The organism is Sphingobium sp. L-44 (assembly GCF_056859495.1).
Genome location: NZ_JBSXOQ010000060.1, coordinates 69,316 through 91,861 on the forward strand (window position 1 = coordinate 69,316; position 22,546 = coordinate 91,861).

Sequence of the window (22,546 nt, forward strand, 5' to 3'; positions counted from 1 at the left end):
AGTTTTCTAGACGCCTTGAGCTATCAAAGCCTGCTGTCGTTCAAACTCGACGGGCGACAGCATCCCGTTCCTGACATGCTTACGGATCGGGTTGTAGAACATCTCGATATAATCGAACACGTCCTGCCGGGCCTCTTCGCGTGTTTTATAGGTGCGTCGCCGGATGCGCTCGCGCTTGAGCGAAGAGAAGAATCTCTCGGCGACAGCATTATCATGGCAGTTTCCCCGGCGGCTCATGGAGTGTTCCAGATTGTGAGCCCTGATGAAGGCAGCCCAGTCCATGCTGGTGAACTGCGAGCCCTGGTCGGAATGGATGAGCACGCGGGTCTTCGGCTTGCGCCGCCAGACCGCCATGTGCAGGGCCTGCAAAACCACATCGGTTGTCTGACGGCTTTGCATCGACCATCCCACCACGCGGCGTGAGTACAGGTCGAGCACGACTGCCAGATAGGCGAAGCCTTCCATCGTGCGGATATAGGTGATGTCCGTCACCCAGGCGCGATCGGCCTGTGCCACGTCGAACTGGCGATCCAAGGTGTTTGCAGCGACGGCCGAAGGCCTTCCACCTGAACTGCCCGGACGTCGCTTGTAACCGATCTGTGCCTTGATGCCTGCCAGGCTGGTCAGGCGGGCGACGCGATTAGGACAGCAAGTCTCGCCCTGATCGAGCAGATCATCGTGCAGCTTGCGATAGCCATAGACCTTGCCGCTGTCCTTCCAGGCTTGCCGGATCAGCGCGGTCTGCCGGGCATCTTCCTGTGCACGATGGCTCAACGGGCTCTTCTGCCAAGCATAGAAACCGCTGGGCTGGATCGCTAGGCACCGGCACATCGCACGAACGCCAAACTGGCCCTGATGCTCGGCAACAAAGGCGTATCTCACTTTGCATCTCTGGCGGAACGAAGTGACCGCAGGTCAAATACGCGGTGGCTTTTTTTAGGATGTCGCGCTCCTCCGTCATCCGGGCCAGATCGCGCTTCAATTGCCGTATCTCGGCATCCTTGGCAGCATCGCCAGACGCCGCCTTTCCGAACTGCCGCGCTTCCACATATACAGCGAATGCTGGCTGACGCCGAGCCGCTCGGAAACCTCCGCTACGCGATAACCCCGCTCCGTAATCTGGGCCACCGCATCACGCTTGAACTCATCACTGAAATTGGGCTTCCCCATCATCGCCTCCTGTCCTCAAAATTAGGACCCAAGGCGTCCAGAAATCTAGGGGCTACTCAGAGTTCGTGCGACGCGTGCTGGAAACGGTGGACGAGGAGATGCAGGGCGGGACGACGGCCGACACCCAAAGTCCCTATCTGAACTTCAATGTCTCATTCGGCGCCAACCAACTCGAGCGGCATGCGCACCGCACCGAGCTTGCCTTGGCCATGGTTGAGGATGCCAACAGAAGGGTTGGCGCCGACTTCCGGTCGCTGCGCGCTCTCCATACGGCGCTGCGGTCGCTCCGCCAGACGCGTGAGCAGGTCCACGAGATGCTGGCGCGGGAGAAGTCAGGCGATTTTGGTCGCGACGCGATGCAGTTCATCCAGACGAATCGAAACTCGATACGCATTTCGATCGATCTTGCGCGGCACACGCTCGAGGGACGCGACGACCGTGATCAGCGTTTCGCCGAACTGTTTGGTTCGAGCGCCACCGTGCCTAGGCCGGCGACATCAAACACCGTCACCGCTGACTATAGGGAACCCAACTAAAGGCGCGCGCGAGCACCTACGATTAGAAGCTTCAACGGCAACGACCTTCTGCCAGCCATTCCCCAGCCACGGCTGGATGAGGTGCCTAGAGACTGGGTCGAGATCGGGATCGGGACCGAAACGGTAGATGACGAGCGAGACCGGCGTCAGGCGCAACATATCCGGCAGGTTTTGACGCAGGCGACTGGTGGCCGCTGCAATCGTCGTGCGGCGGTGGAAGCCCGGATCTGAATCGGCACTGCACTCGCTGCTGACTTAAACGGACTGTATCCCCTTTGACGCTTCAGGCCGCGTGCGCTGTCGAACGAATGGAACGCAAAAACTCCACCTCCTCCGGGTGGCGATCGAGCAATTCGATCAGGCCCACAGCAGCATCACTAGGCGGTGTGGAGCCGCTCTCATATTTTTGGAAGGCGCGGCGCCCGCCGCCGATCAGGCGTCCCGCCTCCTCTTGTGTCAGTTTCAATTTGTCCTTCCTGATCCTCCGAACGTGGGCACCATAGGCAGCCTTCAGATCGCGGAACGCTCGGTCAGACTCGGCGAGATCTTCACCGCTGTGGATCGAATCACTTTCATCGTCAGGATACCAGCCGGGCACATCCACTGCGCGCGACAAAGAACCGAAAGCCACGACTTGCTTTCGGACATCACGGCGCAAAGTCTTGCCCGTCTCGGGATGAACGCGTGTTTCAGTCATTGTCGGCCTCCTTGAAGGACGTAAGCACAACATCGATCAGCGTTTCGCCGGCGAACTTCAGATAGAGCCAGCGATCATCCCACGGCAGGTTGTAGGTGTCGTGCCATACCTTCGAGTTCGGCGGACTATGCGCCGTCTCCGACTTCACAAAATCGCCGGTTTCGAGCGCTTGAACCGCCTCCACGATGTCGTCGAGCGAATAGCCTAAGGCTCGCGCGCTCATAATAGCTGCGCGCGTTGCCTCCAGCGTTTCCACTCGGGCGAACTTCGACTTTACCGCCTCAAGATCATGATGCGGCCTGCGCTTGATCGCCATCGCCGATATACACCTTAAAGGTTAATTTCGCAAGGTGAGGGATATCCGATCAATCGGACATGGAGCCAGCAATCTACTCTCGCCTGAAATTCGCCTTCAGAACCCTCCCGCCCACCTGCAATCCATCAAGGTAGTTCGACCAGTGCCGCATCATCCTGACGCGCTCGTCCCAATGGATGCCGCGCGCATAGGCTCGGCGAACATCATTGGATTCGACGTGGGCTAGCTGGCGCTCAATGGCGTCCGGATGCCACTTGCCCATTTCGTTCAAAAGTGTGCTGGCGGTGGCTCTGAACCCATGAGCCGTCACCTCGTCTTTCCCGAACCCAAGCCGTCGGAGCGCGGCATTCAGGGTATTGTCGGTAATGGGCCGCTCAGCGGAGCGGACGCTGGGAAAGAGAAATTTGCCACCGCCGGCGATCGGTTTCAGTTCGGCCAGCATGTCCAGGACCTGCTGCGTGAGCGGCACCTTATGAGGGCGACGCATCTTCGTCTTCGGCGCCGGTATGGTCCAGACGGCCGCCTCGAAATCGAATTCCTTCCATTCGGCCATTCGCAGTTCGCCAGGGCGCGGGAACATATGCGGCAGCATCTTCAGCGCGATTCGCACAGTGGGCTGGCCGTCATGGGCATCCACCGCGCGAAGGAGGCCGCCAAGCGCCTTGGGCTCCAAGATCGCCGCCCGGTGTTGCGGCTTGGGCGTTATCAGAGCCCCGCGAAGATCGACGGCCACGTCCCGCTCGGCCCGCCCGGTCACGATCGCGTAGCGAAAGATCGTGCCGAAGGTGCTGCGAAGGCGGTTTGCCGTCTCATACCGCCCGCGCACCTCGACCGTGCGGAGGGCTTCCAGCAATTCGGGTGCAGTGAGGTCTGCGATGGGTCGGTTGCCAATGAGTGGATAGGCAAGGTCGAGCAGCCAGCGCATCTTCTGTAGCGTCTTGGGCGCACGCCCTTCGATCTCTAGGCGGGCAAGCCATTCATCGGCGATCGCCTTGAAGGTTTCTTCTGATTTGGCCTTTGCCTCGCGAACCTTGGCCTTCCGCACTTCAGCCGGGTCTTGCCCGTCCGCCAGCGCTTCCCGCGCCGCCGTTCTCTTCTCGCGAGCCTTAGCGAGAGATACCTCGGGGTAGCTGCCTAAGGAGAGCGTCTTCTGTTTTCCCAGGAAGCTATAATTCATCCGCCAGAGCCGGCCGCCCGTCTCCTTGACCAGAAGATACCAACCCAAGCCGTCGGTCAGCTTGTAGGGCTTATCCTTTGATTTTGCTGCATTTATCGCCGTAACCGTGAGGGCCATCATGGTATCTCCGAAATGGCAAATTGCCGGATACCATGAAAATACCATGATCAGGGGGTGGCTGATAGTGCACCCCCGGGGACGTGGGGGGGACGATGGGCTATTGAAAAACCCACGTTTTCCGCCATTTTTCAGACGGTGCTGGATGCTGCTGGATGGGGAAAAAAGAACAAATGGTGCCCGGGGACGGATTCGAACCGCCGACACTGCGATTTTCAATCGCATGCTCTACCAACTGAGCTACCCGGGCATCGCGTCTCGGCGGAGGTGACCGCCGGATGGAGGCGTGCCTATAGGCGTCAATCCGGCTCGCTGTCCAGCCCATAATTATCATTTTTTTGCAGGGCTTCGTCGCCCGGCATGCCGGGCACGCGATAGCCCTCGCCCAGCCATTGCAGCAGGTCGCGATCGCGGCATCCCTTGCCGCAGAAGGGGCGGGTTTCCGGCTGTGCGGGCTGGCCGCAAACCGGGCAGGCTGCGGCCTTAGGCGACATGGCCGGCCGCCAGCGACAGCGCGGAATCGGCGCGCAGCGTGACCTCGCCACCCCGACGGCGCGCGAGCTGCTCGATCCAGTCGGCGCGCTTGTGCAGCAGGTCGATGATCGCCGGCGCGGCGGTGATCGTCGCTGCGCCGCCGGTACCATGCCGTTCGGCACGGCGCAGGAGCGCCAGCGCGGCGGTCAGCACCGGATCCTCGCGCAGCAGCTCCATCAGATTGGCGCGCTCGCGGCGGCGGATGATCTGGACGAAGCCGAAGCCGTTGACCGCCGTCCGCTCGAACGGCAGCGGCAGATATTTGTCGATCTGCGCGGCCGCGACGATGCGTTCGTCCTTGTTGTTCATGGTCGGCAGGTCGATGCCGATCGAGCCGGCCAGCCCCATGCGGCGGATCGCCTGGGCCGAGAGCTTCGCGCCCTTGGGGCCGAGCTGCGCCGGCGGCAGGCTGCCGTCGATGTCGATCAGGATCATCGCGGGGGTCAGGAAGATGCGCAGCGCCGCATCCTCGGCACCGACTTCACCGCTGACCGCCTCTTCCATCAGTTCGCTCCAGCCAAGGGCTTCGAGCCGATCTTCCTCATGGGCGGGACAGGGACGGATGGCGACATCGGTGGCGCGCAGCCGCTGCAGCAGGCTGGGGCCGGGATGGACCTTGGAACCGGGCTGGGCGATGCGGCCCTTGGCGCGCTTGCCCCGCCCTTCCTCGGCAATCGCCTCGCGGAAAATTTCGACCAGCACATTGGCGCCCTCGGCCACCTTGGGCGGGATCGGCTCGATCAGCACTTCCTCGCCCGAGATCAGGCGCACGACGCCGCGCTTGCGCGGAATGATGGTCTGGACCAGGCGCCCCTGAAGGATGGCACCGGCACGGGCGACCTCACCCTCGCGCTCGATCAGCGCCTCGACGATACGGCCTTTTTCGATCAGCGCGGCACGGGCCTCGCCAATGCCTTCTTCATAGAGCCATTCGGCCATCATTCAGTTACCTATTTGTCGTGATTTCCGAGCCGTGAAATATACCATTTCACTCGAAATCCCGACGGTCCAATGGATAGCCCGCTGCCTCTAGCAGCGTGCGGGTTTCGTAAAGTGGCAGGCCCATGATCGCACTATGGCTGCCCTGAATGCTGCGAATGAGGCCCGCGGCACGGCCCTGAATGGCATAGCCACCCGCCTTGCCCAGCCCTTCGCCGCTGGCAATATAGCGATCGATCTCGCTACGCTCCAGCCGCTTGAAGATAACGATGCTGGTCGACAGGCGATGCCGTGCAACGCCGGCAGCATCGATCAAGGTGATGGCGCTGTAGACGCGATGCCGGCGCCCTGACAGCAGGTCGAGGCAGGCGCGGACCTCCGCCTCGCTTTCCGCCTTGGGCAGGATGCGGCGGCCGGCGGCCACCACGGTATCGCCCGACAGGATCAGCGCGCCGGGATGACGGGCAGCGACCAGCGCGCCCTTTTCCGTGGCGACACGCGCAGCATAGGCGGCCGGCAGTTCGGCCTTGCGCGGGGTTTCGTCAATGTCCGCTGGATCGACGGCATCAGGAAGCACGCCAATCTGCCCCAGAAGGTCACGCCGTCTGGGGGAAGCCGAAGCTAGAATGAGTCGCATCGAAAATGCGGCTTATTTGAAGCGGTAGGTGATCCGACCCTTGGTCAGGTCGTAGGGGGTCAGTTCGACCAGCACTTCGTCACCGACCAGCACGCGGATGCGGTTCTTACGCATCTTGCCAGCGGTGTGGCCGAGAATTTCATGATCATTCTCAAGGCGCACGCGGAACATGGCGTTGGGGAGAAGCTCCACAACCTGTCCGCGCATTTCAAGCAGTTCTTCTTTGGCCATAATATCCCAGAATCGAAAAATCGCGCCGCCATAGCGCCAAAACGTGGAAAATGGAAGTCAGGACGCAGAACCGAAATAATCACCGGCTGCGACGAGGGCCGCGAAGACGGCATCGAGCTGCTGCGCATCGATGCAATAGGGCGGCATGAGATAGATGGTGTTGCCGAGCGGTCTTAGCAAGAGGCCGCGTTCCAGGAAGAAGGCGCGCAGGCGCGGGGCAAGGTCGGAGAGGTAGCCGGCATCGGCCGCAACCAGGTCAATCGCCATGATCGTGCCAATCTGGCGCGGGTTGGCGAAGGCGGGGTGGCCGGCCAGCAAGGCCAGCCGATCGGTGATGCCCTGCGCCAGCGCCGCAATCCGTCCACGCACATCCTCTTCGGCCCAGATGGCGAGATTTTCGGCAGCAGCAGCGCAGGCGATCGCGTTCGCGGTGTAGCTGGACGAATGGTAGAAGAGCCGCGCCCGGTCGGTCGAGCGATGCGCCTCGAAGATGCGCGGGGTCGCCAGCGTCGCGGCGAGCGGGATGGCGCCGCCGGTAATCCCCTTGGCCACGGCCATGATGTCAGGCACCACGCCGGCCTGTTCGCAGGCGAACAGCGTGCCGGTGCGGCCCCAGCCAGTCATCACCTCGTCCGCGATGAACAGGACATCGTGGCGCGCGCAGATATCGGCCATCGCCCGCAGCGCATGGGGCGGATAGATCAGCATCCCCCCGGCTCCCAGGATCAGGGGTTCGACGATGAAGGCGGCCGGGTGATCGGCGCAGGCCGTCTCCAATGCGGCAAGCGTCTCCTGCTCGCGACCGGGATGCGGGAAAGGGATAGTGCCGACATCGAACAGCAGAGGCGTCCAGGCGGCATTATAGACACCACGCTCACCGATCGACATCGCGCCGATGGTATCGCCATGATAGCTATGTTCCAGCACCAGGATGCGGCTGCGCGCCTTGCCCAGCCCGTCGAGCGCGCGATTATGCCAATAGCCGAGCGCCATCTTGAGCGCGACTTCCACCGCGGTCGATCCGCTGTCGGAAAAGAAGACATGGGCCAGGGGATCGCGACCCGGCGCCTGTGACATGAGATCGACCAGGCCGCGCGCGACCGTCTCCGCCGGTTCATGGCTGTAGCCGGCGAAGATCAGCTGATCGAGCTGTCCGGCCTGGTGCGCGATGGCAGCGGCGATGCGCGGATGGCAATGGCCATGGGTCGTCACCCACCAGCTGGAAATGCCATCAATCAGGCTGCTGCCATCGGCCAGATGGAGGGTCGCGCCCTCCGCCCGGACGACATGGGGGATGGGCTCGTTGAGGCCGTGCTGGGTGAAGGGGTGCCAGACAGGAGAGGTCATCGGCGTCCCCTACGCCCGATCGGCGGCCAAGGCTATGGCTTGTCCTTGCGATCCACCGGCGAGATGCTGGGCAACACGGCCGCCGTCGGCACCACGACCGTGGGCACCGCGACATGGATGTCCACCCGGCGATTCTTCGCCCGACCTTCGGGATCGTCGCTGCCATCCTCCTTGGCATTGGGCGCGACCGGCCGGGCTTCCCCCAGCGCGATCAGGCTGATGCGATCCTTGGCGATGCCCTTTTCGACCAGATAGGCCTCAACCGCCTCGGCCCGGATGCGCGATGCCACGCGATTGTCGCCATCATTGCCCTTGCTGTCGCTATGACCGCGCAGGGTGATCGCCCCGCCGGTCTTGATCGCCGGGGTTTCGACCAGCGTATCGAGCGCCGCGCGGGCGGCATCGTCCAGCTTCAGCCCGGACGTGCCAAAAGCGACGGTGGCGTCGAGCGGTTCGATCTTCGGCGCTTCGGGTTCGGCCACTTCGGGGCGCAGGATCGAGCGGACCGGCTCGGCGGCATTATCCGCCTCGTTCGCGGCCATATCATTGTCGGCGACATTGGCCGCGTTGGCTACGTTATCGACAGCATTGCCTGCGGGCCGATCACAGGCCGCCAGCATGACGTACAGGGCCAGCGCGGGGGCGAGCCTCCTCATTCCTCCTCTCCTTCCGGTTTCTTGCGGGTCTTTGATGCGGGCGGCACATAGGACAGGATCGTGTCGCCCGGCTGTGGCGTCGGTCGCGACGCATGGGTGAAGAAGCGCATCGTACCGTTCTTGCGGAGCAGCAGCAGCATGTCGGCATCGGCCGGCAGGTCGGCCTTCGCCGCCTCAAAATCGAACTGGTCGCTGATCCGCGTCTTGCGGAAGGTCCAGCCGGCATCCTCGCGGATCATGATTTCCTCGACGCCCAGGCCGGAGTCGAACAGCGCGCGGCCACGCAGCGATTCCGGCAGCGCGCGCGGATCATGATCGTCGCTGGCGTCGCCCAGCTGATAGACATTGTCGCGGCCGACTTCAGGCGCAAACTCGTTGCAGACGAGCGCGTTATAGGCCTCATTTTCCGATGTGGCGGCGAGCACCTGGAACTGGGCCAGGTCCAGCCGTTCCTCGGTCGCCTCCGCCAATATCTCGCCATGATAGGTCGGAATGCCGCCATGGCGGGCGGGCGCCAGACGCTGCCAGCTATTGTCGGCGATCATCACCGGCACCTCCAGCTGGCGCAACTGGGCGGCAAGGCTGAGGCTGAAGGGCGTGGCGCCGACCAGCAGCAGGCCCTTGTCCTGCGCGCCGGTGACCTTGAGCAGCCGGGCGACCGGCTTGATCGAGAAGCCATGGAACAGGATGGTCGCGACCACGATCGAGAAGGACAGGGTGACGAGGATCGCGCCGTCGCCATAGCCCAGCCGATCAAGACGCAGCGCGAACAGGCCGGAAATGGCGACCGCGACAATACCGCGCGGCGCGATCCAGGCGACCAGCAGCCGTTCGTTCCAGGGCACGGGAGAGAAAGCGAGGCTGAGCAGCACCGTCGCCGGGCGGACGACGAACAGCAGCACCAGCAGATAGGCCAGGAAGCGCCATTCGAACTGGCGCAGCACATCAAGGTCGAGTGAAGCCGACAGGATCACGAACACGCCCGAGATCAGCAGGACAGTGACATTTTCCTTGAACGGCTGGATGTCGCGCAGGGAATCGAACTTCATGTTGGCGAGCGCGACGCCCATTACCGTCACGGTGACAAGGCCGGTTTCCGCCTGGATGAGGTTGGAGAGGACGAACACGCCGATCACCGCGACCAGCAGGATTGGCGCTTTGAGATATTCGGGCACATGGCCGCGCTGGAACGCCCAGCCGATCGCGCGGGCGGCAAGCCAGCCGATCAGGCCGGCGATGATGGCGGCGGCGACCAGCGACAGGATGACCGCTGCCAGCGTGCTGCCCTCGCTCGACCGACGCAGATATTCATAGGTGGCAAGGCCAAGCAGCGCGCCGACCGGATCATTGACGATCGCTTCCCATTTAAGGATCGCGCGCGGCCGGGCGGCGACGTTGGACTGGCGCAGCAGCGGCAGCACCACGGTCGGCCCGGTCACCACAAGAATGCCCGCAAACAGGATCGCCACCGGCCAGACGAGGCCCGCGACATAATAAAGGGCGAGCGCCCCCAATATCCATCCGATCGGCGCGCCCAGCACCACCAGCCGGGTGACGGCGCCGTCGGTCTTGCGCAATTCGCGGAAATTGAGGCTGAGCCCGCCTTCGAACAGGATCAGGGCAACCGCTACCGACACCATGGGCTCGAGCAGTTCGCCAAAAGTGAGTTTGGGATCGATAAGGCCGGTCACCGGGCCACCGATGACGCCAGCGGCGAGCATCAGGGCGATGGCGGGCCAGCCGGTGCGCCAGGCAATCCATTGGGCGCCGATGCCCAATATGCCGATCAGCGCGATTACAAGGGCCTGTTCATGCATGGACGGGACCATAGACAGGCGAAGCCGCCATGGTCACCCCCTTTATTTTCAACGATCTGGGGAACCGGATCGCAGAACGGGAATGGCGGGCAAGGGAGAACCCGCCATTCCCGTGGCAAATATGCTTATTGCTGCGGCGGGGTTGCCGGATCAGCCGGGGTCGCCGGGCTGGCGGGCGCGGCCGGGGCTGGCGTGCCGGCGGCAGCCTGAATCCGCTGCTGCAGGGCCGGGTCGGCGGCCGCAGCCTGGCCGATGGCGTTGAACTTTTCGGGCGGAATGCCCTTCGACTGCAGCGCAGCCAGCATCTTGGGCTGCTTTTCCGCGGCGGCAATCGCATTGTCCGACTGGATCTTGGTCACTTCGACGGCGGCGGCGGCAAACTGCTTGATGTCGGCATCGCTGAAGTTGCTGGCGCCGGCGGCTGGGGCCGATGCTGCGGGGGCGGCAGGCGTCTGCGCCGACACGGAATAGGCTGCCAGCAGCGCGACGGACGCGACACCGGTCTTGATGATGTTCGAAAGGTTGAGACCCGTCATGTGCTTCTCCTTGGCTTTGCTACCGCCCAAAGCTGTGGACAAAGCACGCCGGGGAAAAGTCCGGACAGGATGAAGCGTGGCATTAGAAAGATGGCGGAAAAGTTCCCGTCAGCCTGCCGCGAAGGGGAAACGATCGGTCGCGGGCCTCATTTCCATGCCGCAACGAAAAAGGGCCGCCCGATGAGCGGCCCTTCCCGATTCTGCTTACCAGATCTTCACGCGATCCTTGGGATCGAGATAGATCTTGCCGCCCGGCGCGGGCTTGAATGCATCATACCAGGCGTCGAAATTGCGCACGATGTCGGCGCGATATTGCGACGGCGCATGCGGATCGGTGACCAGACGCTGGCGCAGATTGGCCTCGCGATAATTGCGGCGCCACACCTGTGCCCAGCCCAGGAAGAAGCGCTGGTCGCCGGTCATGCCGTCGATCACCGGCGCGGCCTTGCCGCCCAGCGAAGCATGATAGGCGTCGAGCGCGACGGCCAGGCCGCCCAGATCGCCGATATTCTCGCCCATGGTAAAGGCGCCCTTCACATGCGCGCCGGGGAAGGGTTCATAGGCGTCATATTGAGCGCCAAGCTTGGCGGTCAGTGCCTTGAAATTGGCGACATCCTGATCGGTCCACCACTGGTTGAGCTTGCCGGTCTCGTCATATTTCGCGCCCTGGTCGTCGAAATGATGGCTGAGTTCATGGCCGATCACCGCGCCGATGCCGCCATAATTGACCGCCGGATCAGCATTCGGGTCAAAGAAGGGCGGTTGCAGGATGGCGGCCGGGAAGACGATCTCGACCATGCCGAAATTGGCATAGGCGTTGATCTCCATCGGGGTCATGCCCCATTCCCAGCGATAGATGGGCTTGCCCAGCTTGCCGATATTATAGTCGAAGTCGAACTGGTTCGCGCGCATCGCATTGCCGAACAGGTCGCCTGATTTGATCGTCAGGCCGCTATAGTCACGCCAGCGATCAGGATAGCCGATCTTGGGCGTGAAGGCGGCCAGTTTCTTGTGGGCGCGGGCCTTGGCCTCGTCGCTCATCCACGGCAGGCCATCGATGCGGCGACCCATGGCCGACAGGACATTCTTGACCAGCTGGTCCATCGCCGCCTTGGTTTCGGGCGGGAAATATTTGGCGACATAGACCTTGCCGACTTCCTCGCCCAACGATTCCTTGAGGAAGGTGACGCCACGCTTCCAGCGTTCCTCGCGCTCGGGCGTGCCCGACAGGGTGGTGCCAAAGAAAGCAAAATCGGCGCTGGCGATGTTGTCGGGTAGATAATCGGCATAGCTGTGGACGCTGCGCAGCAGCAGGCTGTCCTTCAGCACGCCGATCGGCGCCTTGGCGATCAGCGCGGCTTCGCCGGTAACGGCGGAGGGCTGGGCGACCAGCAGGTCGGTGGGCTTGAGGCCGACGGCACCGAAATAGGCGGCGAAGTCGAAACCGGGCGCAGCCTTCTGCAGCGCGGCGAGGCTCATCTTGTTATAGGTCTTGTCCGCGTCGCGGCTGTCGACCTGGGTCCAGTGAACCTTGGCGATCTCGGTCTCGAACGCCATCAGCGCGGCGGCGCGGGCCTTGGCATTGGGCTCGCCCAGCAGGGTCAGCATCTGTTCGAGATGGGCGACATAGGCGGTGCGGATCGCCGCCATCTTCTCGCCCTGGTCGAGATAATAGTCGCGGTCGGGCAGGCCCAGGCCACCCTGCATCATCGAGAGGATGTAGGTTTCGGGATCTTTGTCGTCCTGGCCGACATAGAAGCGGAACGGGCCGCGCACGCCGGCGCGCGCCGCCTTGCCGGAGAGAACGGCATAGGCCTTCAGATCCTTGACCGCGCCGATTTCGGCCAGCCAGGGCTTGATCGGGGCAAGGCCCTTCGCCTCAACCGCGGCCGAGTCCAGATAGGTCGCATAGGCGACGCCGATCTTGCTGTTCGGATCGGTCTTGGCACCGTCCAATATCTCGCGGGTGCGCTTCTGCGACAGCTCGTCCAGAACGGTGAAGGCGCCATAGTTGGACTTGTCCGCCGGGATCGGCGTGTTCTTCAGCCAGGTGCCATTGGCATATTCATAGAAATCGTCGCCGGGCTTGACCGAGGCATCCATGCCGGCGGTGTCGAAGCCGTATGTGCCATAGGTCGGCTTGGCGGCCGGGGCAGCGGCGGTCGTGGTGGCGGGCTGGTCGGCATGGGCCACGGTCGCGGCGAGCGCGAGGCCGGTGGCGGCAGCGCCCATCAGGAGGAACTTCATGAAGGCTATTCCCTTGCTTCGTCTGGATCGGACGTCATTCGCTCTGTCCGTTCTGGCGGGCAGTTCAACGCCCGTCAAAGCGGCATGTCCATGTCGTTGGTCGAAAATTATCGGCCGTTGAAATTATCGGGAAGGTGGATATGCGCCCGGAAGGCCATCGCCAGACTGTCCCGATCGAGCGGATCGAGCAGTGGCAGGCGCCCCAGGCTGGGCACGCCGGCAATGTGCGGGATGATCCGCTCATTCTCTTCATGCGCTTCGCCGATGAAGGCGATGCCGACGACATGGACGCCGCGCGCGCGCAGCGCCTCTATGCTGAGCAGGCTGTGGTTGATCGTGCCAAGGCCGGTGCGAGCACAGAGGATCGCGGGCTGGCCCCAATAGGCGAACAGGTCCGCCATCAGCAGGCTTTCGCTGACCGGCACCAGCACGCCGCCCGCGCCTTCCACCACCAGCGGCCCGTCGACCCTGGGCAGCGCCAGGCGATCGAGCGAGATGTCGACGCCATCGATCCGCGCGGCAAGATGCGGCGAGGCGGGCGTGGCGAGGCGATAGGCTTCGGGCAGGATGCGTTCGGGCGGCAGGCCGGACAGGGTGGCAACCCGTTCCTTGTCGCCCTGCGGATCGACGCCGGCCTGGATCGGCTTCCAATAATAGGCGCCGAGCGCCGCGGCGAGGCCGGCGGCGAAGACGGTCTTGCCGATATCGGTATCGGTGCCGGTGACGATCAGGCGGGTCATCGGGCGACCCGGCGCAGCACGTCGCCGAGCGCGATCACGTCGGCGCGACCGACATTGAGCGAGAGCGAGATGCGCAGCCGGCTGGTGCCGGCGGGCACGGTCGGCGGGCGGATGCCGCGCACGTCGAAGCCGGCCTCCTGCAAGGCGGTGGCGGCGGCCATGGTGCGTGCGTCCTCGCCCAGGATCAGCGGGATGATCTGGCTGCGCGGACGGGGCAGGCCGAGCGGCGCGCAGATCGCCTCGACCGCGTCCTGGCGCAATGTGGCCAGCCGGTCGCGGCGATTGTCGGCGGTCTCGATCCGGTCGATCGCGGCGGAGGCGGCGACCGCCATCAGCGGCGAAGGTGCGGTCGAGAAGATGAAGGGCCGGGCGCGGTTGATGAGATAGTCGATATGGATGCGCGGGCCGCAGATCAGCGCGCCCTCCACGCCCATCGCCTTGCCGCAGGTGTGGAGGGTGATGACATTGTGCAGCCCGTCGAGGCCGGCCGACAGGCCGCGCCCGCCGGGGCCGAAGACGCCGGTGCCATGCGCTTCGTCCAGCAGCAGCATCGCATCATGGGTGGCGGCCAGCTTGGCGAGATCGCCGAGCGGCGCCATGTCGCCATCCATCGAATAGAGCGTTTCGACCGCGATCCAGATCCGCCCCTTGCCCCCTTCGGCGCGGAAGGCGGTGATGAGGTCGGCGAAGCTCTGCAGGTCATTGTGACGGGCAAAGACCGCAGTCGCTTTCGACAGACGAATGCCGTCATGGACGCTGGCATGGATCAGTTCGTCCGCGACGATCAGGTCGCCGCGCTGTGGCAGGGTCGCGAACAACGCCATGTTGGCGAGAAAGCCATTGGCCAGGAACAGCGACGCCTGGGTGCGGAAAAATTCCGCGGCCTTGGCCTCCAGCCCTTCATGTTCGGGGGCATTGCCGCGCAGCAGGCGCGAGCCGCCCGAGCCGACCGGCACGCCGCGCGCGACCGCGTCGGCCACGGCCTGGCCGATCATCGGATCGGACGCGAGGCCGAGATAATCGTTGGAGGCAAAATCACGCCCGGCGCGGGGGATCAGGTGGCGCAGGCGCCCCCGCGATTCAAGCGCGGCGAGTTGCGTGCGGAAGGGTTCGCTGCTCATGGCCGCGGGCTATAGGCCCCCACCCCGGACCGGGCAAGCAAGCGCTTAACTTCGCACATTTCCCGCACATTTTGTCATTTTCGATCAAAAGGCGGAAATTTCGGTACAAAGCTGTTCGATCGCCGAGGCCGGGCAATATAGGGCGGTGACATGCTGTAGGACAGCATAAGCGGCATATTGGCAAAGGGCAGTGTGCCCTGTTGTTCGGTTGCGTCCGCGCTGCGCGGTCGATAGCCTCTGCATCCTCCCTCCCCGACGAGTACCCCGTGTCGATGCGTTCCGTTGCCTGCCGTCTTGCCGTTTTCCTGTTCGCCCTGTTACCCGGTCTGGCCCATGCCCAACCCGCCAATCGGCCGACCCCCGGCTACACGCGCGTGGCGATCGATACATCGGTCGGCACCATCATCGTGGCGCTCGACCAGCGCCGGGCGCCGCTGACGAGCGCCAATTTCCTGGCCTATGCCGACGACCAGCGGCTCGACGGCACGGTCTTCTACCGGGCGGCGCGGCGCAAGAGTGATCCCAAATATGGCCTGATCCAGGGCGGGATCGATACCGACCTGCGCCGGGCCTTGCCGCCGGTCCGGCATGAGCCGACCAGCCAGACCGGGATCAGGCATCTCGACGCGACATTGTCGATGGCCCGGCCCGATCGGCCCAATTCGGCATCAGGCAATTTCTTCATCACGGTAGGCCCGACGCCGAGGATGGACGCGCAGGGCAGTTCCATCGGCTATGCCGCCTTTGGCCATGTGGTGGCCGGCATGGATGTGGTGCGTCGCATCCTGGCGGTGCCGACCTGTTGCGGCACGGGACCGATGCGCGGGCAGATGATCGTCAAGCCGATCACCATCCGGCATGTGCGACGGCTGGACGGGAAGGCGCGGCCGACCGGCAAGGCGAAGCCCTGGCTGATCCCGCGCGCCAAGCCGCGCCCGAAGAAGTGAGGGATCAGGCGATCGCCGCCTGCCCGCGCATCCAGTCGCGTCCGGCATTGCGCGGCGGCCGGGCGGTGAAGCGCTTCCACGCCTGTTCGTGGAAGAAGAAGGCGACCGCATTGACCATGGGTTCGACCAGCGCGATGCCGCCGGCCAGCGCGACCGATCCGGTCATCAGATAGGCGACGGTGAAGCCCACGGTCAGGTGGATCGACAAATAGGTGGCGGTCTTGATGAGATCGAGCGACATGGCGGAACCCCTTTGATAGCTGTTGCCCGATAATTAAGAATTGTTCGCAATAATCGCCAATGGCTTTTCCCGCTGGCTCTGATCGTTCCGGGCGATCAATATGGCGCAGGGAGGATCTTCATGACGGGACGGATCAGGGTCGGGATCGGCGGATGGGTCTATGAACCCTGGCGCGGCAGCTTCTATCCCGTCGGCATGCGCCAGAAGGATGAGCTGGCCTATGTCGGCGTGCAACTGACAGCGACGGAGATCAACGCGACCTATTATAGCAGCCAGAAGCCGGCGACCTTTGCGGGTTGGGCGCAGGCGGTGCCCGACGGCTTTCAGTTTGCGGTCAAGGCGTCGCGATTCTGCACCAATCGCCGCGTGCTGGCGGAGGCGGGCGAGTCGATCCAGAAATTCGTCCAGCAGGGGATCGTCGAACTGGGCGACCGGCTGGGGCCGATCCTGTGGCAGTTCATGCCGACCAAGAAGTTTGACCCCGATGATTTCGGCGCCTTCCTGCAATTGTTGCCGGCCAGTGTCGATGGCGTGGCGCTACGCCATGCGCTGGAGGTGCGGCACGAAAGCTTCGATGACCCGGCCTTCCTGGCTCTGGCACGCGACGCGGGCGCGGCGGTGGTGCTGGCCGACCATGACGATTATCCGGCAATCACCGGCCATGATGTCGGTTTTGCCTACAGCCGGCTGATGCGCAGCCGAGAGGACGAGGAGACCGGCTATGGCAGGGCGGACATCGCCGGCTGGGCCGATCGGGCAAAGGCGCAGGCGGCGCAGGGCGACGCCTATCTCTTCTACATCAGCGGCGCCAAGGTCCGGAACCCGGCAGCGGCGCGTGCGACCATCATGGCTCTGGAGCAACAGCTGTGACATAATTGCGTTTGATGCAATTGGTATGTCAGGCTTTGCGATTGTTACAATGATGTGAAATCATCATATGGCGCTGCATCCCGATCCGGGATGTCGTTCCAATGATGGAGTCCAATATGCGTCAGGCCTTTCAGGCGACTGCGCTGGTGGTTGCGGTCAGCGTCCAGATGCTGACCTTCTACTCGGTGCTGTACGCTTAAGCGCAGATCGCGCTCATCCTTGTCCCGTCGATGCGGGGCATAAAAAGGCCGCCCAGGGCATATGCCGGGGCGGCGCTTTTGTATCCGGAAACCCTGCCTTCCGGTGGCGGCGAGGGATCAACCCTCGGCCAGCCAGCCGGCGAGCAGATAGGCCACGACGCCGATCGGGCCTAGGGCGCACAGGGTCAGCAGCACCAGGGCAACGCGGATCAGCCTGACATCCAGCCCGGTGCGGTTGGCGATGCCGGCGCACACGCCCATGATCTTCGCGTTGCGGCGGTCGAGGGTGAAGCTGTTGTTCATGGATCTGGCCTTCAATAATATCTGTGATGGGAAAGGGGCGGTTGCCCGATCAGGCGATCGGGGCAACCGGAACCGCCGCGCCGACGAACAGGCTGGCGAAGATGACGGCGCCGACAAAGGCAAGGGCGACGCTCTGGAACTTGGCGATGGACATGATACTCACTCCCTAGATATTTCCTGGCCGGACCGTCCGGCCTTGATGCCAGACGATACTGCAGGCGGCGTGCCAGTTTCGATTTTTGGCGGAAATCCGTGGGTTTTCCTCAGTCGCCGATTTTTTCGCCATGCGAAAAAATCCGATGGTTGGGAAAATTTGCCGTCAATCGGTGAAAGTTGCAGGTGGGTAATGAATAGGCCGTTGCTTTTCGTTTATGGCACACTGCGACCGGGCTTTGACGGGCCGATGGCGCACTGGCTAGCCGATCGCGCCGAGTGGATCGGGGCCGGCTGGATCGGCGGCAAACTCTATCAGGTGGCGGATTATCCCGGTTTCGTGCCGGGGGAGGTGGGGCGCGTGCGTGGCGACCTGTTCGCGCTACCCGATGCGGAGGGGATGCTGGCGCGGCTCGACGCCTATGAGGAATGCACGTCCGACGATCCGCAGCCGCATGAATATCGCCGCGAACGCTGTCTGGTGGAAACGGCGGATGGGCCTGTCACGGCCTGGGTCTATCTGTACGCCCTGTCCGTTACCGGACATCGGGTGATCGCCAGCGGCGATTATCTGGCGGCGCGCTGATCCGCTGGAATGAATGGCTCTGGCCTCTGGACGGGCAGCGCTACCTTGCGCCTGCCCGTCCCGGCTGACGATCAGAAATGATAGGCGAGGCCGACCAGGGTCTGGTGCCGGTCGAACTTGCCGCCGTCGCCAAGGTCACTGTATCGATATTCGATACGCGCGGTGACCTTGTCGGCGACGAAACGCTCGACGCCGGCACCCACGCCCCAGCCGTCAAAACTGTCATGGCCCGAAAGGGTGCCGCTGGCATCGCTCAGCGCGATACGGGCGCGCATATTCTCGTAGCTGCCCCGGACATAGAGCAGGGTGTTGCCACCGACGACATAGCCGGCGCGCGCGCCGATATCGAAGCTGTAATTGGGATCGATCAGCGATCCGCCGACGCGCGATGCATCATCGGCGGCGATGTCGAAACCGGCCTCCACGCCGACCACGATCTTGTCGGTAAGCTGATGATCATAACCGGCAAATCCGCCACCGAAGAAGGCATCGCGCGATTCATGCAGGTCGAGGCGGCCGACATCGCTGTTGGCGCTGCCGATGCTGTCGCGGTTCCAGCCGGCCTGGACGCCGACATAGGGGCCCTGGAAGCTTTCGGCATGGGCGGTGCCGCAGGCGAGGGCAAGGCCGATGGCTGCCGCGGTGCCGATCATGTTTCTCATCATGTCTATCCCTTTTCCCATTTGTTCGAGATGGGCTCGAAATAGGGAAATGGGCGGACATGATAAGCCGGCGGCGGCGCACCAGACTGTCTCGCGTTGCGAGACAATCCGGTGGCTATGCGTCAGTGCATCGCCACGTCGCGGCTGAGATAGACCTCTGCCACGCGGCCGTCTTTCATCGCGCAGGTGAAGCGGCGTGTGGCGCCTTCGGTGGCGCGATAGCTGGCGCGGGTTTCGACCTCGCCATCGATATTATAGCCGTCGGCGGTCGCGCGCGGCTCGTCGATGTGGCGGATTTCGGCATAGCCGGCCTGGCCCTGGGCCTCGTCCCGCGCGGCGAGGGCGCAGGCATCGGTCAGCTGGTCATTGCTCTGGTTGGTGGCGGCGACGTCGGAAAAATCATCCGCGCGCGCCGGCGGTCCCGCGTCGCGGGCATCCGCACCATAATCGGTGCCGCTGGCCGGGGGCGGGGCGTCATTGTCGGCATAGGGGCGGTTGTCGGTATCGGCGCCGCGTGCGTCCTTGCGATCCTTGGAAACCGAATTGGCGACCACCACGGCGGCGCCCAGCAGCGCGGCAATGCCGACCGCGTCGCCAAAGCCGAAGCCATTGCCGCGATCATGGCGGTGATGCCAGTAGCGATCGTCATAGCGGGGCCGGGCCTGTGCCGGAGCGACGCTGCCCAGCAGCAGCCCTGCGCCGACCAGCGCCCCCGTCATCCACCGCGTCCTGTTCCCGATCATCTGCCTGTCTCCTGCGATGGAAAGAGCCATAGCCGCGTCGGGCTGTCCAGAGGCTGAATGGGCTCAGTCCGGCTTGCGCCGGATGTCGAGCCCGGTGAAATGGGCGGCAAAGGCATAGCTGTCGGCATATTCCTCGATCAGCTTGTCGATCGGCTTGCCCGTGCCATGGCCCGCACGATTCTCCACCCGCAGCAGATGCGGCTTGTCGCCGATCGACGCGGCCTGCAGCGCGGCGGCATATTTGAAGCTGTGCGCCGGCACGACCCGGTCGTCGGTATCCGCCGTGGTCACCAGGATCGCCGGATAATCCTTGCCGCTCAAGATGTTGTGATAGGGCGAATAGCCATAGAGCAGGGGGAAGTCGCGTTCATTGTCGGGCGATCCATAATCGTCGACCCAATAGCGGCCGGCGGTGAAGCGATCGAAGCGCAGCATGTCCATGACCCCGACCGCGGGCAGGGCGGCGGCGAACAGGTCGGGCCGCTGGTTGACCACCGCGCCGACCAGCAGGCCGCCATTGGAACGGCCCTCGATCGCCAGGCCATCCTTGGGGGTATAGCCCTGCGCCTTGAGATATTCGGCGGCGGCGATGAAATCGTCGAACACATTCTGCTTGTTGGCGCCGCGCCCGGCATCGTGCCAGGCCTTGCCGAACTCGCCGCCGCCGCGCAGATTGGCGATCGCATAGGCGCCGCCCTGTTCCAGCCAGGCCATGCGGGTCGCCGAATAGCCCGGCGTCAGCGCGATGTTGAAGCCGCCATAGCCATAGAGGATGGTCGGGACCGCTTGTGCATGGTCGGCCAGCACTTTCTTGCGCAGGATCGTCATCGGGATCAGCGTGCCGTCCTTCGAGGGGTAGCTGACCTGTTCGACGCCATAATCGGCGGGATTGAAGGGCAGGTCGGGCTGGGCGAAGAGTTGGGCCTGCTGGCTTGCCGTGTCGAAGCGATAGATGCTGGCCGGGGTCACGAAGCCGGAGAAGGAGAAGAAGGTTTCCGGGTCGCCATCGCGCCCGCCAAAGCCGGCTGCGGTGCCCATGCCCGGCAGCGGCACGTCGCCGACCTTGCGACCGTCCAGTTCGACCAGTTCGGCGACGGTTTCCGATTGGGTCATGTAAGCGAGGATGAAGCGGTTGCCGACCAGCGATCCGCCCGCCAGCGTGTCGGCGCGTTCGGCCACCAGCGGCTTTTCGCTGCGTCCCGGCCGCAGGGCGTCGAGCGTCACCAGCCGCATATGGGCGGCCTTGCGGTCGGTGACGAAATAGAGGGTCGATCCCCGGCTGCCGATCAGGCGCCAGTCATTGGCGAGGCCCTTGACCAGCATTCGCAGCCTGACGGGGCCACCGTCGAGCGCGGCGACATGCAGCTCGCGGCGCGGGTCCATGCCGGCAAAGCTGCTGACGATCAGCCAGCGGCCATCGCTCGTCACCTGTGCGGTGTGGCTGAGGCCGGGGCGATCGGGCGTCGCATAGATGAGCTGGTCCTGCGCCTGCGGCGTGCCGATGCGATGATAATAAAGCTGCTGGTCGCTGTTGGTCGACTGATAGGCTTCGCCGGCGACCGGGGCGGCATAGCGGGAGTAGAAGAAGCCCTCGCCCCGGCCGTCCCAGGCAGTTTGCGAGAATTTGACCCATTCGACCTTGTCGTCGAGGATCTTGCCGCTGTCGACGTCCAGCACGCGCAGGGTGCGCCAGTCGCTGCCGGCATCCTGCACGCCATAGGCGAGGAAGCGGCCGTCGGGCGAGGGCGTCCATTCGGCCAGCGCGCTCGCGCCGTCCCTGGCCCAGCGATTGGGATCGAGTAGCAGCCTTTGTTCGCCGGCCAGTCCTTCGCGGACGTAGAGCGGGGTCTGGTTCTGCAGCCCCTTGTTATAGCCATAGAAATAGCGGGTGCCGGCCTTGCGCGGCACGGTGAAGCGGCCATGGGCGAAGAGCGCCTGCATCCGCGTCTTGAGCGCGTCGCGGCCGGGCAGGTCGTCGATATAACGGCGGGTCAGGTCATTTTCGCGGCCGACCCAGTCGCGCACGGCGGGATCGGTGCGGACGTCATTTTCCAGCCAGCGATAGGGATCGGTCACCTTCACGCCGAAATGATCCTCGACCAGATCCTGGCGGCGGGTGAGCGGGTAATGGAGGCCGTTGTCCGGCGGCGTCGCGTCGATCGCGGCGGGGGTGGCATCGCCCGAGGTAGCGGCAGCCACAGCAGAGGCCGGCGCGGCGGCGATCACTGCCAGCAGGGCCGGCAGCGGCCAGATCAGGCGGCGAAGCGCGCGCATCCTCTCGACCCTATATCCTTGAAAAGAAAACAGGCCGCGGCTTCGGATGAAGCCGCGGCCTGTTCGACTATCGTCTATCCACCGTTACCGGCGGAACCGCGATCAGGCGGCTTCGAATTCGTCTTCGTCGACGGTGTTGACCGGACCGGAGTCCTGGCCCTTGGCATCGACGTCACGGTCGACCAGCTCGATGATGGCGATCGGCGCCGCGTCCGAAGCGCGGAAACCGGCCTTGATCACGCGGGTGTAGCCACCGTTGCGATCCTTGTAACGCTCGGCCAGGACTTCGAACAGCTTGGTCAGCTGCGCATCGTCCTTCAGGCGGGCGTCGGCCAGACGACGGTTGGACAGGCCACCCTTCTTGGCGAGGGTGATCAGCTTCTCGACGTAGGGACGCAGTTCCTTCGCCTTCGGCGTGGTGGTCAGGATCTGCTCATGCTTGATGAGCGAGGCAGCCAGGTTGCGAAGCAGGGCGGTACGATGACCGGTGCTGCGCTGAAGCTTACGATGACCAACTTTATGACGCATGTCTCATTCCTTCGTTCGTTAAGGGGCCGGATGAGGTACCCCAGACCAGGCAGCGATTAAGGGGCGCCGCCCATTGCCCTGTTCCTCCCCGGAACGGGGAGGGGGACCGGCCATCGGCCGGTGGAGGGGCAGGTGCCGTCAAATGCAAGATTCGACCGGCATTCCGCCTGGAGGCCCGTGCCCCTCCACCACTCGCTTCGCGAGCGGTCCCCCTCCCCGAG

General features: G+C 64.0%; 24 protein-coding genes, 1 tRNA gene and 1 pseudogene. 4 read left to right on the forward strand and 22 right to left on the reverse strand.

The window, feature by feature from the left end:
- Positions 1–6 precede the first annotated feature (6 nt).
- A pseudogene (locus AC13EK_RS06225) lies at positions 7–1,170 on the reverse strand (IS3 family transposase).
- Between the two features lie 65 nt (positions 1,171–1,235).
- Between AC13EK_RS06225 and AC13EK_RS06230 the strand changes: the two are divergent.
- Entirely contained in the window at positions 1,236–1,706 is a 471-nt protein-coding gene (locus tag AC13EK_RS06230; protein WP_139150085.1) for a hypothetical protein, read from the forward strand.
- A gap of 283 nt (positions 1,707–1,989) precedes the next feature.
- Here AC13EK_RS06230 and AC13EK_RS06235 read toward each other — a convergent pair whose 3' ends face one another.
- The 15 genes from AC13EK_RS06235 to AC13EK_RS06305 all read right to left on the reverse strand — a co-directional run bounded on the left by AC13EK_RS06235 (position 1,990) and on the right by AC13EK_RS06305 (position 14,818).
- The gene (locus AC13EK_RS06235) at positions 1,990–2,403 is read right to left on the reverse strand and encodes a type II TA system antitoxin MqsA family protein (RefSeq protein WP_069338278.1); all 414 of its coding nucleotides are present in this window, start codon (positions 2,401–2,403) and stop codon (positions 1,990–1,992) included.
- A complete protein-coding gene (locus tag AC13EK_RS06240; RefSeq protein WP_069338279.1) occupies positions 2,396–2,719 on the reverse strand; it encodes a type II toxin-antitoxin system MqsR family toxin in 324 nt (107 codons plus the stop codon). The genes AC13EK_RS06235 and AC13EK_RS06240 overlap by 8 nt, the downstream gene beginning before the upstream one ends.
- A 73-nt stretch (positions 2,720–2,792) precedes the next feature.
- Positions 2,793–4,013 carry a tyrosine-type recombinase/integrase gene (locus AC13EK_RS06245; RefSeq protein WP_069338285.1) on the reverse strand — a complete coding sequence of 407 codons (1,221 nt, stop codon included), beginning with the start codon at positions 4,011–4,013 and terminating at the stop codon, positions 2,793–2,795.
- A gap of 174 nt (positions 4,014–4,187) precedes the next feature.
- Positions 4,188–4,263, reverse strand: a tRNA-Phe gene (locus AC13EK_RS06250).
- Positions 4,264–4,312: 49 nt separating this feature from the next.
- Entirely contained in the window at positions 4,313–4,507 is a 195-nt protein-coding gene (locus AC13EK_RS06255; RefSeq protein WP_069338280.1) for a DNA gyrase inhibitor YacG, read from the reverse strand.
- Entirely contained in the window at positions 4,497–5,486 is a 990-nt protein-coding gene (locus AC13EK_RS06260) for a hypothetical protein (RefSeq protein WP_048939423.1), read from the reverse strand. The genes AC13EK_RS06255 and AC13EK_RS06260 overlap by 11 nt, the downstream gene beginning before the upstream one ends.
- A gap of 49 nt (positions 5,487–5,535) precedes the next feature.
- Complete coding sequence (locus AC13EK_RS06265) at positions 5,536–6,123, reverse strand: Maf family protein (RefSeq protein WP_069338281.1); 588 nt, start codon at positions 6,121–6,123, stop codon at positions 5,536–5,538.
- Between the two features lie 12 nt (positions 6,124–6,135).
- Entirely contained in the window at positions 6,136–6,354 is a 219-nt protein-coding gene (infA, locus tag AC13EK_RS06270; protein ID WP_003049127.1) for a translation initiation factor IF-1, read from the reverse strand.
- A gap of 57 nt (positions 6,355–6,411) precedes the next feature.
- The gene (locus tag AC13EK_RS06275; protein ID WP_069338282.1) at positions 6,412–7,701 is read right to left on the reverse strand and encodes an adenosylmethionine--8-amino-7-oxononanoate transaminase; all 1,290 of its coding nucleotides are present in this window, start codon (positions 7,699–7,701) and stop codon (positions 6,412–6,414) included.
- A 32-nt stretch (positions 7,702–7,733) separates the two neighbouring features.
- Positions 7,734–8,357 (reverse strand): OmpA family protein, encoded by a 624-nt coding sequence (locus AC13EK_RS06280; protein ID WP_069338283.1) that lies wholly within the window; start codon positions 8,355–8,357, stop codon positions 7,734–7,736.
- Positions 8,354–10,186: a cation:proton antiporter gene (locus tag AC13EK_RS06285; RefSeq protein WP_069338284.1), complete on the reverse strand. Its 1,833-nt coding sequence runs from the start codon at positions 10,184–10,186 to the stop codon at positions 8,354–8,356. Before AC13EK_RS06285 ends, AC13EK_RS06280 begins: the two co-directional genes overlap by 4 nt.
- Positions 10,187–10,299: 113 nt before the next feature.
- The gene (locus AC13EK_RS06290; protein ID WP_004208769.1) at positions 10,300–10,710 is read right to left on the reverse strand and encodes a DUF4168 domain-containing protein; all 411 of its coding nucleotides are present in this window, start codon (positions 10,708–10,710) and stop codon (positions 10,300–10,302) included.
- A 204-nt stretch (positions 10,711–10,914) separates the two neighbouring features.
- The gene (locus AC13EK_RS06295; protein ID WP_069338287.1) at positions 10,915–12,957 is read right to left on the reverse strand and encodes a M13 family metallopeptidase; all 2,043 of its coding nucleotides are present in this window, start codon (positions 12,955–12,957) and stop codon (positions 10,915–10,917) included.
- 107 nt (positions 12,958–13,064) lie between these two features.
- Positions 13,065–13,697 (reverse strand): dethiobiotin synthase, encoded by a 633-nt coding sequence (bioD, locus tag AC13EK_RS06300; RefSeq protein ID WP_069338288.1) that lies wholly within the window; start codon positions 13,695–13,697, stop codon positions 13,065–13,067.
- Positions 13,694–14,818, reverse strand: a complete 1,125-nt coding sequence (locus tag AC13EK_RS06305; protein ID WP_069338289.1) for an 8-amino-7-oxononanoate synthase — start codon at positions 14,816–14,818, stop codon at positions 13,694–13,696. Before AC13EK_RS06305 ends, bioD begins: the two co-directional genes overlap by 4 nt.
- Positions 14,819–15,090: 272 nt before the next feature.
- Between AC13EK_RS06305 and AC13EK_RS06310 the strand changes: the two genes are divergently transcribed.
- A complete protein-coding gene (locus AC13EK_RS06310) occupies positions 15,091–15,765 on the forward strand; it encodes a peptidylprolyl isomerase (RefSeq protein ID WP_069338290.1) in 675 nt (224 codons plus the stop codon).
- A gap of 4 nt (positions 15,766–15,769) precedes the next feature.
- On the opposite strand, the gene AC13EK_RS06315 is transcribed toward AC13EK_RS06310, so the two are convergent.
- Positions 15,770–16,006, reverse strand: coding sequence for a DUF2061 domain-containing protein (locus AC13EK_RS06315; RefSeq protein ID WP_017499658.1), 237 nt, complete (start codon positions 16,004–16,006; stop codon positions 15,770–15,772).
- A 120-nt stretch (positions 16,007–16,126) separates the two neighbouring features.
- Between AC13EK_RS06315 and AC13EK_RS06320 the strand changes: the two genes are divergently transcribed.
- Positions 16,127–16,876 carry a DUF72 domain-containing protein gene (locus tag AC13EK_RS06320; protein WP_069338291.1) on the forward strand — a complete coding sequence of 250 codons (750 nt, stop codon included), beginning with the start codon at positions 16,127–16,129 and terminating at the stop codon, positions 16,874–16,876.
- 317 nt (positions 16,877–17,193) lie between these two features.
- Here AC13EK_RS06320 and AC13EK_RS06325 read toward each other — a convergent pair whose 3' ends face one another.
- A complete protein-coding gene (locus AC13EK_RS06325; RefSeq protein ID WP_069338292.1) occupies positions 17,194–17,379 on the reverse strand; it encodes a PspC domain-containing protein in 186 nt (61 codons plus the stop codon).
- A gap of 346 nt (positions 17,380–17,725) precedes the next feature.
- On the opposite strand from AC13EK_RS06325, the gene AC13EK_RS06330 reads away from it, so the two are divergent.
- Complete coding sequence (locus tag AC13EK_RS06330) at positions 17,726–18,118, forward strand: gamma-glutamylcyclotransferase family protein (protein ID WP_069338293.1); 393 nt, start codon at positions 17,726–17,728, stop codon at positions 18,116–18,118.
- 71 nt (positions 18,119–18,189) lie between these two features.
- On the opposite strand, the gene AC13EK_RS06335 is transcribed toward AC13EK_RS06330, so the two are convergent.
- From AC13EK_RS06335 to rplQ, 4 genes are all read right to left on the reverse strand, one after another.
- Positions 18,190–18,783 (reverse strand): outer membrane protein, encoded by a 594-nt coding sequence (locus AC13EK_RS06335; RefSeq protein WP_069338294.1) that lies wholly within the window; start codon positions 18,781–18,783, stop codon positions 18,190–18,192.
- A gap of 119 nt (positions 18,784–18,902) precedes the next feature.
- The gene (locus tag AC13EK_RS06340) at positions 18,903–19,499 is read right to left on the reverse strand and encodes a hypothetical protein (protein ID WP_234792471.1); all 597 of its coding nucleotides are present in this window, start codon (positions 19,497–19,499) and stop codon (positions 18,903–18,905) included.
- An 87-nt stretch (positions 19,500–19,586) separates the two neighbouring features.
- Positions 19,587–21,797 (reverse strand): prolyl oligopeptidase family serine peptidase, encoded by a 2,211-nt coding sequence (locus AC13EK_RS06345; protein WP_069338296.1) that lies wholly within the window; start codon positions 21,795–21,797, stop codon positions 19,587–19,589.
- A gap of 102 nt (positions 21,798–21,899) precedes the next feature.
- Positions 21,900–22,325, reverse strand: a complete 426-nt coding sequence (gene rplQ / locus AC13EK_RS06350) for a 50S ribosomal protein L17 (protein ID WP_004208754.1) — start codon at positions 22,323–22,325, stop codon at positions 21,900–21,902.
- Positions 22,326–22,546 lie beyond the last annotated feature (221 nt).

Bases quoted from the DNA above. Each gene is read 5' to 3' on its own strand.
- AC13EK_RS06235 (WP_069338278.1), bottom strand. From the start codon at position 2,403: ATGACTGAAACACGCGTTCATCCCGAGACGGGCAAGACTTTGCGCCGT.
- AC13EK_RS06240 (WP_069338279.1), bottom strand. From the start codon at position 2,719: ATGGCGATCAAGCGCAGGCCGCATCATGATCTTGAGGCGGTAAAGTCG.
- AC13EK_RS06245 (WP_069338285.1), bottom strand. From the start codon at position 4,013: ATGGCCCTCACGGTTACGGCGATAAATGCAGCAAAATCAAAGGATAAG.
- AC13EK_RS06255 (WP_069338280.1), bottom strand. From the start codon at position 4,507: ATGTCGCCTAAGGCCGCAGCCTGCCCGGTTTGCGGCCAGCCCGCACAG.
- AC13EK_RS06260 (WP_048939423.1), bottom strand. From the start codon at position 5,486: ATGGCCGAATGGCTCTATGAAGAAGGCATTGGCGAGGCCCGTGCCGCG.
- AC13EK_RS06265 (WP_069338281.1), bottom strand. From the start codon at position 6,123: ATGCGACTCATTCTAGCTTCGGCTTCCCCCAGACGGCGTGACCTTCTG.
- infA (WP_003049127.1), bottom strand. From the start codon at position 6,354: ATGGCCAAAGAAGAACTGCTTGAAATGCGCGGACAGGTTGTGGAGCTT.
- AC13EK_RS06275 (WP_069338282.1), bottom strand. From the start codon at position 7,701: ATGACCTCTCCTGTCTGGCACCCCTTCACCCAGCACGGCCTCAACGAG.
- AC13EK_RS06280 (WP_069338283.1), bottom strand. From the start codon at position 8,357: ATGAGGAGGCTCGCCCCCGCGCTGGCCCTGTACGTCATGCTGGCGGCC.
- AC13EK_RS06285 (WP_069338284.1), bottom strand. From the start codon at position 10,186: ATGGTCCCGTCCATGCATGAACAGGCCCTTGTAATCGCGCTGATCGGC.
- AC13EK_RS06290 (WP_004208769.1), bottom strand. From the start codon at position 10,710: ATGACGGGTCTCAACCTTTCGAACATCATCAAGACCGGTGTCGCGTCC.
- AC13EK_RS06295 (WP_069338287.1), bottom strand. From the start codon at position 12,957: ATGAAGTTCCTCCTGATGGGCGCTGCCGCCACCGGCCTCGCGCTCGCC.
- bioD (WP_069338288.1), bottom strand. From the start codon at position 13,697: ATGACCCGCCTGATCGTCACCGGCACCGATACCGATATCGGCAAGACC.
- AC13EK_RS06305 (WP_069338289.1), bottom strand. From the start codon at position 14,818: ATGAGCAGCGAACCCTTCCGCACGCAACTCGCCGCGCTTGAATCGCGG.
- AC13EK_RS06310 (WP_069338290.1), top strand. From the start codon at position 15,091: ATGCGTTCCGTTGCCTGCCGTCTTGCCGTTTTCCTGTTCGCCCTGTTA.
- AC13EK_RS06315 (WP_017499658.1), bottom strand. From the start codon at position 16,006: ATGTCGCTCGATCTCATCAAGACCGCCACCTATTTGTCGATCCACCTG.
- AC13EK_RS06320 (WP_069338291.1), top strand. From the start codon at position 16,127: ATGACGGGACGGATCAGGGTCGGGATCGGCGGATGGGTCTATGAACCC.
- AC13EK_RS06325 (WP_069338292.1), bottom strand. From the start codon at position 17,379: ATGAACAACAGCTTCACCCTCGACCGCCGCAACGCGAAGATCATGGGC.
- AC13EK_RS06330 (WP_069338293.1), top strand. From the start codon at position 17,726: ATGAATAGGCCGTTGCTTTTCGTTTATGGCACACTGCGACCGGGCTTT.
- AC13EK_RS06335 (WP_069338294.1), bottom strand. From the start codon at position 18,783: ATGATGAGAAACATGATCGGCACCGCGGCAGCCATCGGCCTTGCCCTC.
- AC13EK_RS06340 (WP_234792471.1), bottom strand. From the start codon at position 19,499: ATGACGGGGGCGCTGGTCGGCGCAGGGCTGCTGCTGGGCAGCGTCGCT.
- AC13EK_RS06345 (WP_069338296.1), bottom strand. From the start codon at position 21,797: ATGCGCGCGCTTCGCCGCCTGATCTGGCCGCTGCCGGCCCTGCTGGCA.
- rplQ (WP_004208754.1), bottom strand. From the start codon at position 22,325: ATGCGTCATAAAGTTGGTCATCGTAAGCTTCAGCGCAGCACCGGTCAT.